Genomic DNA, 17290 nt, shown 5'->3' with positions numbered 1-17290 from the left:
GGAGGTCGTTCGGCGGCCGTCGTGATGAGCTGTGACGGTACGTGAGGTGGCGCGTGGCGGCGAATCCGGCGCGCCACGGCGCGCCGGGCGGCTCGTGCAGACGGCTCGTGGTCAGCTCCCGGCGGGGTCGTCCGGGGCGCGGCGGGGTGTGGGGTGGTGCATCGACTGCGTCCGTTCATGGGCATGCGGAGGAACGGCGTCCACCGGTCTCCCCCGAGGGGACGGAGAACCGCGAGGAGCCGCACGGGTACGCTGGCCCGTCGTGCGCCGGCGATCAAGTGCCTGCGTGGTGCGTACATGCGCACGGCGCACACACGCAGTCGCACACAGGGACAGAGATGACGGAAACGGACCATTCGGCGAGCGGTGCGGAGGAGTTGCCGGCTGCTGCCCGGAACCTCTACGCGCGGATCACCGGGGCGAACCCGTCGGCCCCGCCGACGCCGCCGCCCTGCGGGACCTCGTCGCCTGGCGCCTCGTCATCGTCGACCCCGACCGGCCCGACCGGCCCATCGCCCTGGACCCGCAGGAGGCCGGCCGCCGCCGCCTCGACGACGAACTGCGCGACATGGCCGCCCGCGCCGCCAGGATCGCCGCCATCCCCGACCTCAGCGACGAGCTGAGCCTGCACTTCGAACGCGCCAAGTGGCGCTCCGGTTCCAGCAGCGAGTTCCTCGCCGGTCCCGAACAGGTCGCCGCCCGCATCGGCGAGGCCGTCGGCCAGGCCGAGACCGAGGTGCTCACCGCCCAGCCCGCCGGCCCGCGCGGCCGCGAGCTCCAGGGCGACGCCATGGCCCGCGACTGCGGCGCCCTCGCCCGTGGTGTCACCCTGCGCACCCTGTACGGGGACGGCGCCCGGGACGACGCGGCCGCCCGTGAGTGGGCGACCGTCATGGCCGCGAGGGGCATGCAGTTCCGCACCCTCGTCTCGCCCTTCCAGCGGTGCGTCGTCGTCGACCGGCGCCAGGCCTTCATCGCCGACCACGTCGTCGACTCCAGCCCCGCGCAGACCGCCTGGCACGTCATGGACCGCGCCCTGGTCGCCTTCATCGCCGAGGGCTTCGAGGACGCCTGGCGCCGCGCCGACATCTGGCACGGCGACCCGCGCCGCGCCGCCCCCGCCGACGGCGCCGGACTGACCCGCCGCCAGCGGGAGATCCTCATCGACACGGCGGCCGGCGTGGACCAGCGGATCACCGCCCGCCGTCTCAACATCGGCCTGCGCACCCTCACCAAGGAGCTGGGCGTGCTGCGCGCCCGCTGGGGGGTGTCCACGCTCGCCGCCCTCGCCTACCAGTGGGCGCTGTCGCCGGAGCGGCGGCAGATGGCCGACGAGGCATAGACGTACGGGACGGCGCATAGCCGTACGCCTTTTTCCCCGAAAAAGCTTCAGAGGAAAACCGTTCCGAGCTGCTGCATCCTGGAGGAGGCCGGTGGTCATCGGCCCTTCGCGGAACGACGAAGGTCCGCGAAGCCGTCATTACGGGGGTCGTTATCCGCGCCTCATGCCAGAACCGGGCAGCGCAGGGCACGGGCAGCGTGTCCTGCCGGGCATCGCGTGGATACCGCAAGGTCACTGCCAGGGCCTTCCGGAACGCAAAACCGAACCCTCGGTACGTCCCCCGTGATACGGCTCCCTCCTCCCCTCCGGTGAGCCGTCGCGCCCTCCGCCTGCGCCGCCCCAACAGGCCCGCCCGCCACAGCGGTTGATTCCGGCCAACGGCAGGGGTTGGCCTCCGGCGGGACGACCGGGGCCACTACTGTGCGCTGCACCGCCTCTCCGGCGACGCGCATCGCGCACCAGGCATCCCGTACCCGTACGGAGGACCCCCCAAATGACCCCGCTCAACGGCTCGCGGCGTGCCGCCGCGGCCCTCGTGACCGCCGTGGCCCTCGGCGCGGCCGGTACGACGTTCGGCGCCGCCCCGGCGTTCGCCCACACCCCGACGTGGTCCGTCACCTGCGACGAGGTCAAGCTCGACCTCACCAGGTACACGCCCACCCCCGGCAACGAGGTGACGGTCACCGTCGACGGCAAGGACCTCCTGCCGACCGAGACCTTCGGCGCCGAGTTCCACCGCACGCTCCGACTCCCGGCGCACGACAAGGAACTGACGGTCCGTCTGATCATCAAGGACGGCAGCCCCGGCGGGCACTTCTCGCGCGACGAGACCAAGACCGCACCCGTCTGCCAGACGACCACGCCGACGCCGACCCCGACGCCGTCCGGCACCCCGTCGCCCAGCCCCACCCCGACCACGGCCCCGCCGTCGCCCTCGCCGAGCACCCCCGCCCCGTCGCAGCCCCCGGCCGAGCCGTCCACGACGGCCCCCGCCGTCCCGGCCCCGACGCCGCCCAAGGGCCCCGGCCTCGCCGACACCGGTGCGTCCGGCTCCACGCCGCTCGTCGCGGGCGCCGCCGCCGCGGTCCTGGCCGCCGGCGCCGCCGTCCTGTGGGCCGTCCGCAGGCGCCGCACGGCCCAGGGCTGACGCCCCGGCGCCGGGCGGTCATGCGGGCCGGTCCGGCGCCGTCGGCACGCGGCTGGTCCCGCGCCGTCGGCACGCGGGTTGGTCCGGCGCCGCCGACACGCGGGCTGGTCCCACGCCGTCGGCACGCGGTCCGGAACGGCGCCGGGCGGCCACGCGCCGCTCAGCCCCTGCGCGGGCGCCTGCCCCTCAGCCCGGCGCCTCCCGTGTGCGGGTCCACGTGAGCAGGGCGTCGGCCGGCCAGGTGTTGATCACCCGGTCGGCCGGCACCCCGCACTCCTCCGCCCGCTCGCAGCCCAGGACCTGCCAGTCCAGCTGGCCCGGCGCGTGCGCGTCCGTGTCGATCGCGAAGAACACCCCCGCCGCCACGGCCTGCCGCAGCAGCCGGCGCGGCGGATCCAGCCGCTCCGGACGGCTGTTGACCTCCACGGCGGTACCGGACTCGGCGCACGCCGCGAAGACCCGGTCCGCGTCGAACTCCGACTCCGGCCGACCCCGCCCCGACACCAGCCGCCCGGTGCAGTGCCCGAGCACGTCCACCAGCGGATTCCGGACCGCCTTCAGCATCCGCCGCGTCATCGCCGGGCCGTCCATCCGCAGCTTGGAGTGGACCGAGGCCACCACCAGGTCCAGCCGCTCCAGCAGCGCGGGATCCTGGTCCAGCGAACCGTCGAGCAGGATGTCCACCTCGATCCCCGTCAGCATCCGGAACGGCGCCCACCGCTCGTTCAGCTCCGCCACGACCTCCAGCTGCTCCCGCAGCCGGTCCGCCGACAGGCCCCGCGCCACCGTCAGCCGCGGCGAGTGATCGGTCAGCGCCACCCACTCGTGCCCCAGGGCCGACGCCGTCCGCCCCATCTCCTCGATGGGACTGCCCCCGTCCGACCAGTCCGAGTGCACGTGGCAGTCGCCGCGCAGCCGCGCCCGCAGCCCCGCCCGGGCCTCCCGCGCGGGCGCCCCCGCCTCGCTCTCCAGCTTCCGCAGGTACGCCGGTACGTCCCCGGCCAGCGCCTCCCGCGCCACCTGCGCCGTCTTCGGGCCGACGCCCCGCAGCTGCTCCAGCGTGCCGGCCGCCGCCCGCGCCGCCGTCTCCTCGGCGCCGATCGCCGACAGCGCCGCCGCCGCCGTACGGAACGCCCGCACCCGGTACGACGGCTCCAGCGCCCGCTCCAGGAGGAACGCGATCCGCTCCAGCGCCGCGACCGGGTCCATCAGGTCCTCGCCGTCGGCCCGATCTCGCACCACACGGCCTTGCCCTCGCCGCGCGGCTCCACCCCCCAGCGCGCCGCCAGCGCGTCCAGGAGCACCAGTCCGCGCCCTGACGTCGCCGCCTCGCCCGGGGTGCGCCGCCGCGGCCACGCGCTGGACCGGTCCTGCACGGCCAGCCGCACCCGCCGTACCGGCTCCGGCAGCACCTCCAGCGTCAGCACCGCGCCGCCCTCGGTGTGCAGCAGCACATTGCCGAGCAGCTCGCCCGTCAGCAGCTCCGCGTCGTCCGCGTACTCCCGCATGCCCCAGTCGCGCAGCGCCCTGCGCACCACGGCCCGCGCCTCCGACAGGCCCTGCGGGTCCGCCTGGTGGATGTACTGGTGGATGCGGGGCGCCCGCGGCGTGCCCGGGTCCGGGCTGCGCCGCAGCACCAGCAGGGCCACGTCGTCGCCCGCGCCCCACCGCTCCCAGAACCGCTGCGACAGGTGGTCCGCCAGCGCCTCCGCCCCCGGCGGCCCCGCGCCGATCGCGTGGGCCAGCGCGTCCATGCCCGCCCCGATGTCCGCGCCCGGCTCCTCCACGAGCCCGTCCGTGCACATCACCAGCGTCTCGCCCGGCACCAGGTCCAGCCGCGTCTCCGGGTACTCCTCGTCGCCGAACACCGAGGCGATGCCCAGCGGCAGCCCGCCCCGCAGCTTCGGCACCCCGACCCGCCCGTCCGTGTGCCGGATCAGCGGCCCCAGGTGGCCCGCCCGCACCGCCCGCGCCGTGCCCGTGCCCAGGTCCACCTGGGCGTACGTACAGGTCGCGAACCGCTCCGTGTCCAGTTCGGCGAGGAACCGCGACGCCCGCGCCAGCACCGTGGACGGCGCGTGGCCCTCCCCGGCGTACGCCCGCAGCGCGATCCGCAGCTGGCCCATGATCGCGGCGGCGTGCGTGTCGTGTCCCTGCACGTCGCCGACCACGATCCCGACCCGGCCCCTGGGCAGCGGGATCACGTCGTACCAGTCGCCGCCGACCTGCCGGCCGCTCCACGCCGAGTGGTAGCGCACGGCGATCTCTCCGCCGTCGATGGCCGGGATCCGCCGGGGCAGCATCGTCGCCTGGAGGCCCGTCGCCAGCTCGCGCTCCTCGTCGAAGAGGATCGCCCGCTGCAGCGACTGCGCCACGATCGCCGCGAGCCCCAGCGAGAGGTTCCGCTCGTCCGCCGTGAACGTCGTGTGCCGCCGGTAGAACAGCACCATCCCGCCCAGCGTGCGGGCCTGCGCCACCAGCGGCAGGTACGCCGCCGCCCGGAACGGCAGTCTTCCCGCGTACGGGGCCAGCTGCGGATAGCCCTTGATCAGCTCCTGGAACGAGCTGGTGAACAGCGGCCGCCCGCTCAGCACCGTCTCGTGCAGGGGCAGCCCGCTCTCCAGCCGCCGCACCCGCAGGTCGTCCAGCACGTCCAGGGACTCGCCGCTCAGCGCGATGATGTTCAGCGAACCGTTCTCGACCAGCCCCAGCGCCAGGCCGTCCGCGCCCAGCCGGGACAGGCCGCCGGGGCCCGTCAGCGCCGCCGTGACGTCGTCGACCGTCACCGCGCGGGACAGGGCCCGCGTGGACCGCTCCACCATGTCGGTCTGCCGCTGCCGGCGCCTCTCCAGCTCCATGACGAACTCCGAGTGCGTCACCTCGGAGGTCGCGTCCCGCACGATCCCCACGATCCGGTGCGCCCGGCTGTCCCGGTCGCGCAGGATGCGCGCCTGGACGTGCGTCCACTGCTCGGAGCCGTCCTCCCGCTCCATGCGGAAGTGCGCCGCGTACGAGGACCGGCCGCTGGTCAGCGCGTCCTTGATCACGTTCTCCAGGCGGACCCGTTCCTGCTGGTCCAGCCGGTGCGTCAGCGTCGCGGGACGGGAGTCGAAGGTGTCGGGGTCGTGGCCGAAGACCAGCAGCCCGGCCGGGTCCACGTCGATGGTGCCGGCGTCGAGATCCCAGTCGAAACTGCCGGTACGGTTCATGGCGAGCCGTTCGGTCGGCCCGATCTCTCCGCTGTGCGGCCGGTTGTCCGTCATCCCCCTCATTGTCGAGCCCGCCGTGCGCGAACGCCAAGGCATCGGCGCACGTCCCCCGCGGCGTCTGGCACCCTGTCCCACGACAGCACGTCAAGGGGGCGTCAAGGGACGCCGGGCACAGGGGAATGCGGGGGGAGCGGCGTGACGGCGCGCGAGCGGGAGATATCCGGCGAATACCTGGAGGGGTACGCCGACATCCTGGCCGAGGTGTCGGCCACCGGGCGGCGCCTCAACAGGGACGAGCTGCGCGCCCGCCGGACCCTGGGCGAGCGCGCCGCGGAGGACGGCCACGGGCTGCGGGCCCTCGTCGGCATGCACCTGGCCGCGACCCGGAAGGCCTGGCCCGGCGACGCGGCCGCCGACAGCGTGCTGGCCGCGGTCGAGCAGGCCGTCGACGCGTTCGCGGAGGGCTACGAGCGGGCCCAGCGGCTGGCCGTCCGCCAGGAGGAGGCGGCCCGCCGCGAGTTCATCGACGACCTGCTGTACGGCCGCAGCGACCTCGGCAGGCTCGCCGAGCGCGCCGAGCGGTTCGGGCTGCGGCTGTCGCGCGCCCACGCCGTCGCCGTGGCCGCCGCGGGCACCGCCCACGACGAGGCGGGGCCCGTCTCCCGCCGGGTCGAGCGGGCGCTCCTCGGCCGCTTCGGCGACCGGCGCATCCTGTTCACCACCAAGGACGGGCGGCTGGTGTGCGTGGCCCCCGGCGACCAGGACGACGTGCTGGCGTTCTTCGCCCAGCAGGCGTACGCCGCGACGGACGGCGGCCGGGTCGCGATCGGCCGCCCCCATCCCGGCCCGGGCGGTGTCGTCCACTCGTACGAGGAGGCGCTCAACGCCCTGGACCTCGCCGAGCGCATGAATCTCGGCGAGCCGGTGCTGCACGCCGCCGACCTGCTGGTCTTCCCCGTACTGACCCGCGACCGGCAGGCCATGGCCGACCTGGTGCGCAGCGCTCTCGGCCCCCTGCGGCAGGCCCGCGGCGGCGCCGGGCCCCTGCTGGACACCCTCAGCACGTACTTCGACGCCGGCTGCAACGCGGCGGAGGCGGCCCGCCGGCTCAGCCTGAGCGTGCGGGCCCTGACGTACCGCCTGGAACGCATCCACCGCCTCACCGGCTCCGACCCGGCCGACCCCCTCCACCGCTACACCCTCCAGACGGCCGTCATCGGCGCCCGCCTCCTGGACTGGCCGGCCCGGGAGCTGTGAGGGTCCGCGGGCTGTACCGCCCGCGGCCGGTGTCGCCCGCAGAGGTGGTGGGCCGCGGGATGACAGCTCCGACGCGGCAGCCGGCACGCCGTCGGCCACCGACCCGGGATCTGGGCCCGCCGGCCGCTCTCGGCCCGGCGTGCCGTCGGCCACCGGTCCGGGGTCCGGGCCGCCGGCCGCTGCCGCAGCCGACGTGCTCTCGGCCACTGGTCCAGGGTCTGCCCTCGCTGCCCGCTTCCGCCCCGGCGCGCCGTCGGCCACCCGCCCGGGTCGGCCCCGCCGCCCGCCGCCCGCCGCCCGCTGCCACCGCGCCCGCGCACCGCGACGGCCGGGCGCCGTGACACCTGGGCGCCGCGTCGGCTCCCGCGCGCCATGTCGGCGGCTGCGCGACGCCGGGGCGCCGGCTGACCCGGACGGGTCAGCCGCCGTGTGCCGTGGCGCCATCGCGCCGAGCATGAGGGCATGGCCCCGACACCGGTACGTCGCGCCGCCCGCCGCGCTGTGCTCGCCGCGGTGGGGCTGGTCGTGGTGGCGGGCGGGTGCGCGGACGCGGAGGGGCTGCGGGCGCACGGGGCGCGGGGACGGCTCAGGGCGCCCCTCTCGCTCTGGGAGGACATCAATCCGTCGCCGCCGCCTCCCGGCGAGAAGCCCGGCAGGCCCGCCCGTGTGCCGGTGCCGCCGGTTCCGTCCGGCGACCTGCGGGACGCCGACGCCCTGGCCGTCGTCAAGGCGGACGTGGCGGCCGCTGCCCGCGCCGACCGGGGGAGCGGCATGCTCGTCGACCCGCGCGCCGTACGGCTCCTCGCCGCGTGCGAGGGCGCGGACTGCCCGGTGCGTCCGCCCGTCCACCACGACCTGACCGGCGACGGCAGGGCCGAGCTCATCACCGCCGTCGACATCGACGGGCGCCTCAGCGAACTCCGCGTCTACACCGCCGCGGGCGGCGCCGTCGTCCGGGTGCTGTCGCGCCGCGCCGTGCTGGAGGGCACCGAGGTGGCCGCCGGGCACCTGACGGTCCGCGAACCCACCTCCAACCCGCAGCTCGTCAGCGTCTCCGAGTACGTCTGGGACGGCAGGGAGATGAGCCTGGGCGGTCTGATGCTCGACGAGTGCCCGGCCCTGAAGCGGTCGCAGAGCCCCTGCCCGCGCAGCGAGCAGTGACCGCCGCGCCGGACCGCCGCCCACGCCCCGTCCCGGCGTGGGCGGCTGGCCTGCGCCGCAGGATCGCGGCCACGGGGGCGGCGAGCCTGCGCTGGAAGATCGCCGCGACGACGACCGCCGTGTGCGTCGCGGTCGCCGTCGTCCTCGGCGTCCTCGTGCACAACGTGGTCGCCCTGCAGACCGTCGGGCACGTACGGACGGAGGTCGGCCACCTCCTGGAGGAGGCCGAGCTGCACTACACCTACGGCACCTCCACCGGCGACCTGCCCTCCGAACTGGACCCGCCCGACCTGCCCGCCGCCCTGCGGGACCTGGTCCGCTCCGGGAGGCGCGGCAGCATGGTGGGCACCCGCGGGGGCACGCCCGTCATGTGGGCCGCCGCGCCGGCCGACGGCCACGCGCTGGCCGTGTGGATGCCGTACGCCCAGACCCGCGACCACCTGCGCGACACCGACACGGCCATCGTCGTCTCGGCGGTCGCGGCGGCCGGCCTCGTCGCCGTGGCCGGGCTGTTCCTCGCCGTGCGGATCAGCCGCCGGCTGACCGCCACCGCGGCCGTCGCCCGCCGCATCACGCACGGCGACCTGGACGCCCGCGTCGGCATGCGCGACGACGGCGGCCGCGGCGCCCGGCGTGACGAGGTACGGGCGGTGGCCACCGCGCTGGACTCCATGGCGGGCGCCCTCCAGGCCCGGCTGGAGAGCGAGAAGCGGTTCACCGCGGACGTCGCCCACGAGCTGCGCACGCCGTTGACGGGAGCGCTGGCCGCCGCGGGGCTGCTGCCCGAGGGGCGCCCCAGGGAGATGATCCACGACCGGCTGCGGGCGCTGCACGCGCTGACCGAGGACCTGCTGGAGATCTCCCGGCTGGACGCCGGCGTGGAGCGGGCCGAACTGAGCGAGCACGAGCTGGGCGCCCTCGCCCGGCACGCCGTGCGCGCCACGGGCCTCGCCGCCGAGGTGCGGGTCGTCCGGGACGCGCGCGTGCGCACCGAGCGGCGCCGCTTCGACCGGATCCTCGCGAACCTCGTGGCCAACGCCCACCGCCACGGCGCGCCGCCCGTCGAGGTCACCGTGGACGGCCCCGCCGTACGGGTCCGCGACCACGGCCCCGGCTACCCGGCCGGGCTCGTCGAGCGCGGCCCGCAGCGGTTCCGCACCGGAGAGCCGGCGGGCGGCCGGGGGCGGGGGCACGGGCTGGGGCTGACCATCGTCGTCGGGCAGGCCGCGGTGCTGGGCGCGCGGGTCGAGTTCGCCAACGCCCCGGACGGCGGCGCCGTCACCACCGTACGGCTGCCGCAGGCCCCGCCCGAGTAACCGCTTTCTCCCGGCCTCGTCCGCACCGTTGACGCGTCAAGTGCCCCTGCATATCTTCCTGTTCGAAGTCCTGGTCAATGTCCGATATATCGAACAATCCTGTCTCCAGGAGCACACACATGGCACTCATACGGCCGAGGATCGTCCTCGCGCTGGCCGCCGCGCTCGTCGGGACGGTGCTCGCCGCCCCCACCCGCGCCGACGACGCCCCGGCGGCCGAGCCGGCCGACTACGCGCTCACCGTCCACCCGGACAGAGCCGGCCCGGCGATCGACCCCACCCTGTACGGCGTCTTCTACGAGGACATCAACAACGCGGCCGACGGAGGCCTCTACGCCGAACTCGTCCGCAACCGCTCGTTCGAGTTCGGCCCCGCCGACAACCGCGCCTACACCCCGCTGACCGCCTGGCAGGAGACCGCCCAGGGCGGTGCCACCGGCACGGTCCGCGTGGTGAACGACGCCGACCGCCTCCACGAGCGCAACCGCAACTACCTCCGCCTCGACCTCGCCGGACACGGCGGGAACGGCGCCCGCTACGGCGTCGTCAACGCCGGCTACGGCACCGGCATCCCCCTGCGCGCGGGCGCCCGCTACGACTTCTCCGTCCGGGCCCGCACCGACCAGCGCACCGGCACCCGCCTCACCGTGCAGCTCCAGGCCGCCGACGGCACCGCCCTGTCCGCCCCGCTCGCCCTCACCGCGCACGGCGACCGCTGGACGCAGTACGCGGGCACCCTCACCGCCCGCACCACCACGGCCGTGAACGCCGGTGCCCGCCTCGCCGTCACCGCCGAGGGCGGCGGCGTCGTACGCCTCGACATGGTCTCGCTCTTCCCGCGCGACACCTACAAGGGCCGCCCGAACGGCCTGCGCAAGGACCTCGCCGAGAAGATCGCCGCCCTGAAGCCCGGCTTCCTGCGCTTCCCCGGCGGCTGCCTCGTCAACACCGGCAGCCACCGGGCCTACGAGGCGCCGGACTGGGAGCGCCAGCGGTCCTACCAGTGGAAGGACACGATCGGCCCGGTCGAGCAGCGCGCCGTCAACGCCAACTTCTGGGGCTACCACCAGAGCTACGGCCTCGGCTACTACGAGTACTTCCAGTTCGCCGAGGACATCGGCGCCATGCCGCTCCCCGTCGTCCCCGCCCTGGTCACCGGCTGCGGCCAGAACAAGGCGACCGACGACCCCGCCCTGCTGCGCCGCCACATCCAGGACACCCTGGACCTGATCGAGTTCGCCAACGGCCCCGTCACCTCCACCTGGGGACGCAAGCGCGCCGAGATGGGCCACCCCAGGCCGTTCGGCCTCACGCACCTGGCGGTGGGCAACGAGGAGAACCTGCCCGACGCGTTCTTCGAGCGGTTCCGCCAGTTCCGCGCCGCCATCGAGGCGAAGTACCCCGGCATCACCGTCGTCAGCAACTCCGGTCCTGATGACACCGGCACCACCTTCGACCGCCTCTGGCAGCTCAACCGCCAGGACGGCGTGGCCATGGTCGACGAGCACTACTACAACAGCCCCCAGTGGTTCCTGGAGAACAACCGCCGCTACGACGCGTACGACCGCAAGGGGCCCAAGGTCTTCCTGGGCGAATACGCCTCCCTCGACAACAAGTTCCGCAACGCGCTCGCCGAGGCCGCCTTCATGACGGGCCTGGAGCGCAACGCCGACGTCGTCAAGCTCGCCTCGTACGCCCCGCTCCTCGCCGACGTCGACAGCAACCAGTGGCGGCCGGACATGATCTGGTTCGACTCCACCCGCTCCTGGGGGTCGACCAGCTACGAGACGCAGAAGCTGTTCATGAACAACACCGGCGACCGGGTCGTGCCCAGTGAGGCGACCGGCACGCCGGCCGTGTCCGGCCCGGTCACGGGCGCGGTCGGCCTGTCCACATGGGCGACCAGCGCCGCGTACGACGACGTGGAGGTCACCGCGGCCGACGGCACCACCCTGCTGAAGGACGACTTCTCGGCCGGCGACGCCCAGTGGACCAGGGCCGCCGGGCGCGGCACGTGGAGCGTCCAGGACGGGGCGTTCCTCCAGTCCGACACGGCCGCCGAGAACACGCTCGTCACCGCCGGCGACCGGGCGTGGCAGAACTACGACCTGAAGGTGAAAGCCACCAAGAAGTCCGGCCGCGAGGGCTTCCTCGTGGCCTTCGGCGTCCGCGACACCGGCAACTACTACTGGTGGAACCTCGGCGGCTGGAACAACACCCGCTCCGCCGTGGAGAAGTCCGCCGACGGCGCCAAGCAGACGCTGATGGAGAAGGCCACCACCGTCGAGACCGGCCGCACCTACGACCTGCGGGTCCAGGTCAGGGGCCGCCAGGTCACCCTGTTCCTCGACGGCCAGGTCTGGGGCGGCTTCACCGACGACGCCTCCGCCGAGCCGTTCCGCCAGGTCGTCACCCGGGACGACGCCACCGGCGAGCTGATCGTCAAGGTGGTCAACGCCCAGGCCGCCCCCGCGCGCACCCGCGTCGACCTGGGTGTCGCCCCGCTCGGCGGTACCGCCCGGACGACCGTCCTCCAGGGCGACCCGGAGGCCGTGAACACCGTGGACGACCGCCCGGTCCAGCCACGCCACGGCACGCTCGAGGGCATCGGCCGGACGTTCACCCACACCTTCCCCGCGTACTCCGTCACCTTCCTCAGGATCAAGACCGGATAGCGGCGGACCGCGCCTCTTCACTACCCTGGCCGGGGAGGGCGACCGCCCTCCCCGGCCTTCTCCTTGGCGCTGTCGAAGCGCTTCGACAATTTTCCCTGGACAGTTGTCGAGGTCACCTTTAATCTCGGGGAGAAACGCGTCGAAGCGCTTCACTTCCCCTGTCTTACCGTCTGGGAGAGCCGATGGTCACCCTCGCCGATGTCGCTCAGCACGCCGGAGTCTCCGCCAGCACGGTGAGCTATGTCCTGAGCGGCAAGCGGTCCATCTCCGCCTCCACCCGCGAGCGCGTCGAGCGGTCCATCGCCCAGCTCGGCTACCACCCCAACGCGGGCGCCCGCGCCCTCGCGAGCAGCCGGTCGAACATCATCGCCCTGATGATCCCCCTGCGGACCGACATGTACGTCCCGGTGATGATGGAGATCGCGATCGCCGTCGCCACCACGGCCCGCGGCCACGGCTACGACGTGCTCCTCCTCACCGGCGAGGAGGGCCCGGCGGCGGTCCGCCGCATCGAGGGCAGCGCCCTCGCCGACGCCATGATCCTCATGGACGTCGAGCTGGAGGACGACCGGCTGCCGCTGCTGCGCGAGGCGGCCAGGCCCGGCGTCCTCATCGGGCTGCCCGCCGACACCACGGGCCTCAGCTGCGTCGACCTCGACTTCGAGGCCGCCGGCGCGCTGTGCGCCGACCACCTCGCCGGGCTCGGACACCGCGAGATCGCCGTCATCGGCGAGGCCGCCGCGGTCTACGAACGCCACACGGGCTTCGCCGAACGCACCCTGAACGGCCTGCGCCGGCGCAGCGACGACCTGGGCCTCCGCCTCCTCCACCGGCCCTGCGAGGGCAGCTACGCGGCGGTGTCGGCCACCCTGGCCAGGATCTACGACGAGCGGCCGGGCACCACCGCGTTCGTCGTCCAGAACGAGGCGGCCACCGACCCGCTGCTCGCCCTGCTGCGCCAGCAGGGCAGGGCCGTGCCCGAGGACGCCTCGGTCGTGGCGATCTGCCCCGACCACGTCGCCGCGCACGCCTCCGTACCGCTCACCTCGGTGGCCGTACCGGCGCAGAAGATGGGCCGGTACGCCGTCGAGCAGGTCGTCGCCAAGCTGGAGGGCCGGGGCGCGGACGAGGTCGTCCTCCTGGAGCCGGAGCTGACGGTCCGCGAGAGCACCGGACCACGCCCGGCGGCCGCGCCCGGCGACCGCCGCTGACGCGCCGGCCGCTGTGCGCCAGGATCACGTCGCCGCGGAAGGGGCGCGCCCTCAGCGACCGGCCGCCGGCTCCAGCAGGGCCCGGCGCAGCGCCGCCACCAGCTCCTCGTCGACGCCCGGCAGCCCCAGCGCGTACTCCCGTACGGAACCGAACCTCTCCCTCAGCGCCGCGAGGAACAGCCGCATCAGCTCCGCCGGCGCCTGCCCGTACCCGGGCCACATCGCCTCGCGGCCGGGGTGCTCCGCCCGCCAGTCGGCGAGCAGCCGCTCCGTGGCCAGCCCCGTGAGGGCGAAGTCCTCGACGACGGTCTCCTCGTCCACGCCCAGCAGGCTCAGGACCAGCGCGGCCACCAGACCCGTACGGTCCTTGCCCGAGGCGCAGTGGAACACCACCGGCCCCTCTCCGGCCGACGCGATCACCTCCAAGGACCGGCCCACCTCCGCCACGCCGTCGACCGCGACCTCCATGTACCGCTCGGCCAGATACGGCCCCACCGGCACGTCCGGGCCCAGGGCGGCCTGGTCGTAGGGGCGGTGCTCGATGCTCAGGTTGTGGTACGCGAGTGACGGGTGCTCCGGCACCCGCCCCTTGGCGTCGATCTCCCACGGGTAGCGCAGGTCCACGACCGTGCGCACGCCGAGCCGCAGGAACCGCTCCCAGTCGTCGCCGTGCAGCTTCCCCAGCGAGTCGGAACGGAACAGCCGCCCCCACCGCACCAGTCGCCCGTCGGCGGTCGCGTACCCGCCCAAGTCCCGGAAATTGTGCAGCCGTTCGAAGGTGATGTGTCTGATCATGTCCGCACCCTATGCGCGCGGCCCGCGCGTCCGGGAGACGGGACGCACGGGCCGCGGGACGGTGGCCGGGAGGCTAGCTCGCCGACACCGTCAGGTTGTCCGTGAAGAAGTCGAGACCGCCCGCCGAGGAGGTGATCTCGTAGCCGAACTGGACGTCACCGATGGTCTCGTTGCCCCACCAGCCCTTGGTGTCCTTGATCCACTTCAGGATCGGCAGGATGTTCACCGTCCCGGACGTCGAGTCCGACGTCCGCAGGAACGAGAAGACGTCGTGGTACGAGCCGTCCGGGTTCGTCACGCGGCCCTTGTACACGTTCCAGCTGTGGCCGCCCAGCGTGACACTGCCCTGCGCGGTGCCCAGCGGGCCGACCGCGCCGTTGTAGTTGACCCAGAGCATGACCTCGTAGTCGTAGTCCGTGTCCCAGATGTCGTACGCCGTGTTGTACGACCCCGACGACGGGACCCGCACCTGGTAGCTGCTGCTCAGCGAGGACAGCGAGGTGATCGACTTGTTGACCACCTTCTTCGCGTTCGGGTACGACTTGATGCCGCCCGTGTTGGGGTGGTCGGCCCACACACCCCAGTTCGTCCCGGAGTTGGCCCAGGTGCACTGGGCGCCCGCGCCCCGGCCCCAGATGTTGTTGTAGAGCGTGTAGCCGTTCAGGGTCGTGTTGCCCCACTGGGCGCAGGTGTTCCAGACCGCGGCCTGCGCGGGGGCCGCGGCCAGGCCCAGCGTCGCGCCGAACGCCAGCACCGGCGCGAGGAGCGCCGTACGGATCCGGCCGAGGGTTCGTCGTGCCATGGTGTCCCTTCCATGGGTGGGGGGATGGGTCACCGGATGCCCAGCGTGAGCACCCGGTCCTCGCCGGCGGCCAGCTCCAGCTGCTCCGTCCCGGCGGGGGTCCTCAACTCGATCCGCGCCGCACGGGACGGCCGGACCGTGGCGGTGCACCCGCCGTCGCGCCACTCCAGGTCGACCCGCGCGCCGAAGCGGGTCCGCACGCCGTACAGCGCCCCCCTCGTCCACGCGGACGGCAGCGCGGGCAGCAGCACCAGCCGCCCCGGCGACGACTGCACCAGCAGCTCGATCAGCAGCGCCGGCAGCGCGTGGGCCGCGTCCGCGTTGTAGACGTCCCGGCCCGGATAGTGCGCGCTCATCAACGACGCGTGGAAGAAGTCCCCGGACAGCACCCGGTCCAGGGCGCCCACCGCGCGCCCGGCGTCCCGCAGCCGCGCCGCGACCAGCGCGTGGTGCAGATGGCCGTGCGCCGAGTCGTTCTCCGCGCCCCGCAGCTCCAGCGCCCGGTGCGCGGCGCGCGCCAGCCCCGGCGTGTCGTACGGGTTGATCTCCCCGAGCGGCCACACCGGGTACAGATGGCTCAGGTGCCGGTGGTCGTAGGAGTCCCGGAGCCCCGGCCAGGCCCACTCGGCCAGCGCCCCGTCCTCGTTGACCCGGTACTCCGGCAGGCGCGCCGCCAGGGCCCGCAGCCGCTCGGCGTCCCCGGGACGGTGGGCCGCCGCCGTGGTGAGCGCGTGCCGGGCGGCCGCGATGTCCATCGTCGCGTTCAGCGTCCCCCAGCTCGCGTCGGCGGGCCGGTTCTCCGGCGAGTACGACGGCACGATCACGACCCGGCCGTCCGGACCGGTCCGGGTCAGGAAGTCCTCGTAGAACCGGGCCACTTCACCCAGCGCCGCCACCAGACGCGGATCGGCCGCCCCGGTCGTCTCCGCGTGCTCCACGAGCGGCAGCAGCAGCCAGTCGGCGCCCGCCGTCCACAGGTGCAGCGGATACGGCCGCTGGAAGTGGTACGTGTGCCCCGACACGCCGTCCGTGTGGGACGGCGCCACCACGCCCCGCGCGCCGAAGATGTCCCGCGCGTTGTCCCGCCAGTCGGCCAGCTGCCCGTACACCAGCGCCGCGTGCGCCTCGGTCACCTCCGGCAGCGCGGCGGCCGCGGCCGAGGCCGTCTGGAGGTTCAGGTTCGCGTTGGTGGTGAACGCCCCCGACCACGCCGTGTTCCAGTCGCCCGTCCACACACCCACCAGGCGCGGCGGGAACATCCCGCTCGCCGACAGCAGGTGGTACCGGCCGGCCGCGAACAGCCGCTCCAGCAGCGCCGGGCTGTCCGGCTTCCGCAGCAGCGCGCTCCCGGGCAGCTCCCGGTCCGCCCGGCCACCGCCCAGATCCAGCACCACCCGCTCGTACGCGGCCCGGTGCGGCTCCTCGTGCCGCGCGAGCAGCGCCCCGTACGCCGCCTCGGGCGTCGGGGCCGAGCCCAGCAGGGCCCGCAGGGACGCCGCCTCGGCCGGGACGTCCAGCTCGCCGGTGTGCCGGCGCACCCGGGTGAGGAGCAGCAGCGTGCGTGCCCCTGCCACGCGGACGCCGTCCCCTTCGACCGCGGCCGTGCCGCCCGCCGCCACGACGAGCGTGACGCCCGTGAACGCCGTGTCGCTCCCGGGGTAGCGGGCGCGCAGGGTGAGCAGCGCGCCCTCGGCTGTCAGGACGGTGCCCCGGCCGACCGCCAGGGCCCCGGGGACTCCCGGCAGGCGCGGGTCCAGGGAGAGCACGGCGTCGACCGGGGCGCCCCCGACCTGCTGGACGACCACGTCGTCGGCGCGCGAGACGAACACCTGGCTCTCGTGGCCCGGGCACACCGCCCGCACCACGCCGGTCGCGAAGTCCACCTCGCGGCGGTAGGTGTCGCCACCGTCGCCCGGAAGGCCGGCGTTCTCCCGGCGGACCCGTACGGCGAACGCCGGGTGGAAGGCCCCCACCCAGCGCAGTTCGCGCCCGTCCGTGAACCCCTCGGCCGCCGCCGTGTCCCCGGCCAGCAGCCGGTCCTGGACCCCCGGCAGCGCCGCCGCCAGGCGGGGCGGCAGCGTGTCCGCCACGGGCACCGGCACCACCAGCGTGTGATGGTTGACGATGACCCGGTCGTCATTCGGATCACCGAACACCATGACGCCGTGCCGGCCGTTGCCGCTCAGGAAGGCGTCCTCCCAGCGCGCGGCCGGCACCGGCTCCCACGTCCCGTGCACGGGGTCGGCGGCCGTCACGGTGTCCTCTCGGACGGCACTGCCACCGGCGGCCGTTACGGCGCCCTCTCGCGCAGCACGGCCACCGGCGGCCGTCACGGCGCCGCCGGCGAGAACGGACCGTCGGCTCGGGGCGGAGGG

Annotated in this window: 12 protein-coding genes; 7 read left to right on the top strand and 5 right to left on the bottom strand. The window is 74.6% G+C overall.

The window, feature by feature from the left end:
• Positions 1-286: 286 nt before the first annotated feature.
• Both ABEB09_RS01885 and ABEB09_RS01880 read left to right on the top strand, forming a co-directional pair.
• On the top strand, positions 287-1342 hold the full coding sequence (locus ABEB09_RS01885; RefSeq protein WP_345686393.1) for a helix-turn-helix transcriptional regulator: 1056 nt from the start codon (positions 287-289) through the stop codon (positions 1340-1342).
• A gap of 493 nt (positions 1343-1835) precedes the next feature.
• Positions 1836-2489 carry an LAETG motif-containing sortase-dependent surface protein gene (locus ABEB09_RS01880; RefSeq protein ID WP_345686391.1) on the top strand — a complete coding sequence of 218 codons (654 nt, stop codon included), beginning with the start codon at positions 1836-1838 and terminating at the stop codon, positions 2487-2489.
• Between the two features lie 186 nt (positions 2490-2675).
• Here ABEB09_RS01880 and ABEB09_RS01875 read toward each other — a convergent pair whose 3' ends face one another.
• Entirely contained in the window at positions 2676-3698 is a 1023-nt protein-coding gene (locus ABEB09_RS01875) for a PHP domain-containing protein (RefSeq protein ID WP_345693812.1), read from the bottom strand.
• Entirely contained in the window at positions 3698-5752 is a 2055-nt protein-coding gene (locus ABEB09_RS01870) for a SpoIIE family protein phosphatase (protein WP_345686389.1), read from the bottom strand. Before ABEB09_RS01870 ends, ABEB09_RS01875 begins: the two co-directional genes overlap by 1 nt.
• Before the next feature lie 141 nt (positions 5753-5893).
• Between ABEB09_RS01870 and ABEB09_RS01865 the strand changes: the two genes are divergently transcribed.
• The 5 genes from ABEB09_RS01865 to ABEB09_RS01845 all read left to right on the top strand — a co-directional run bounded on the left by ABEB09_RS01865 (position 5894) and on the right by ABEB09_RS01845 (position 13318).
• On the top strand, positions 5894-6955 hold the full coding sequence (locus ABEB09_RS01865; RefSeq protein WP_345686387.1) for a PucR family transcriptional regulator: 1062 nt from the start codon (positions 5894-5896) through the stop codon (positions 6953-6955).
• A 462-nt stretch (positions 6956-7417) separates the two neighbouring features.
• The gene (locus ABEB09_RS01860) at positions 7418-8116 is read left to right on the top strand and encodes a hypothetical protein (protein ID WP_345686385.1); all 699 of its coding nucleotides are present in this window, start codon (positions 7418-7420) and stop codon (positions 8114-8116) included.
• 50 nt (positions 8117-8166) lie between these two features.
• A complete protein-coding gene (locus tag ABEB09_RS01855; RefSeq protein ID WP_380841085.1) occupies positions 8167-9432 on the top strand; it encodes a sensor histidine kinase in 1266 nt (421 codons plus the stop codon).
• 119 nt (positions 9433-9551) lie between these two features.
• Complete coding sequence (locus ABEB09_RS01850; RefSeq protein WP_345686383.1) at positions 9552-12107, top strand: alpha-L-arabinofuranosidase C-terminal domain-containing protein; 2556 nt, start codon at positions 9552-9554, stop codon at positions 12105-12107.
• A gap of 182 nt (positions 12108-12289) precedes the next feature.
• Positions 12290-13318 (top strand): LacI family DNA-binding transcriptional regulator, encoded by a 1029-nt coding sequence (locus tag ABEB09_RS01845; protein ID WP_345686381.1) that lies wholly within the window; start codon positions 12290-12292, stop codon positions 13316-13318.
• Positions 13319-13369: 51 nt separating this feature from the next.
• Here the strand turns inward: ABEB09_RS01845 and ABEB09_RS01840 are convergent, their stop codons facing one another.
• The 3 genes from ABEB09_RS01840 to ABEB09_RS01830 form a co-directional block, all read right to left on the bottom strand.
• Positions 13370-14113, bottom strand: a complete 744-nt coding sequence (locus ABEB09_RS01840) for a tyrosine-protein phosphatase (RefSeq protein ID WP_345686379.1) — start codon at positions 14111-14113, stop codon at positions 13370-13372.
• A 73-nt stretch (positions 14114-14186) separates the two neighbouring features.
• Positions 14187-14915, bottom strand: coding sequence for a glycoside hydrolase family 12 protein (locus tag ABEB09_RS01835; protein ID WP_345686377.1), 729 nt, complete (start codon positions 14913-14915; stop codon positions 14187-14189).
• A 29-nt stretch (positions 14916-14944) separates the two neighbouring features.
• Positions 14945-17170, bottom strand: a complete 2226-nt coding sequence (locus ABEB09_RS01830; protein WP_345686375.1) for a glycosyl hydrolase family 95 catalytic domain-containing protein — start codon at positions 17168-17170, stop codon at positions 14945-14947.
• Between the last annotated feature and the right edge of the window lie 120 nt (positions 17171-17290).

This window comes from Streptomyces coeruleoprunus (assembly GCF_039542925.1).
Classification (GTDB): Bacteria; Actinomycetota; Actinomycetes; order Streptomycetales; family Streptomycetaceae; genus Streptomyces; species Streptomyces coeruleoprunus.
Note: the sequence above shows the minus strand (reverse complement) of the source record. Positions and strands in the feature narration are given on the sequence as shown.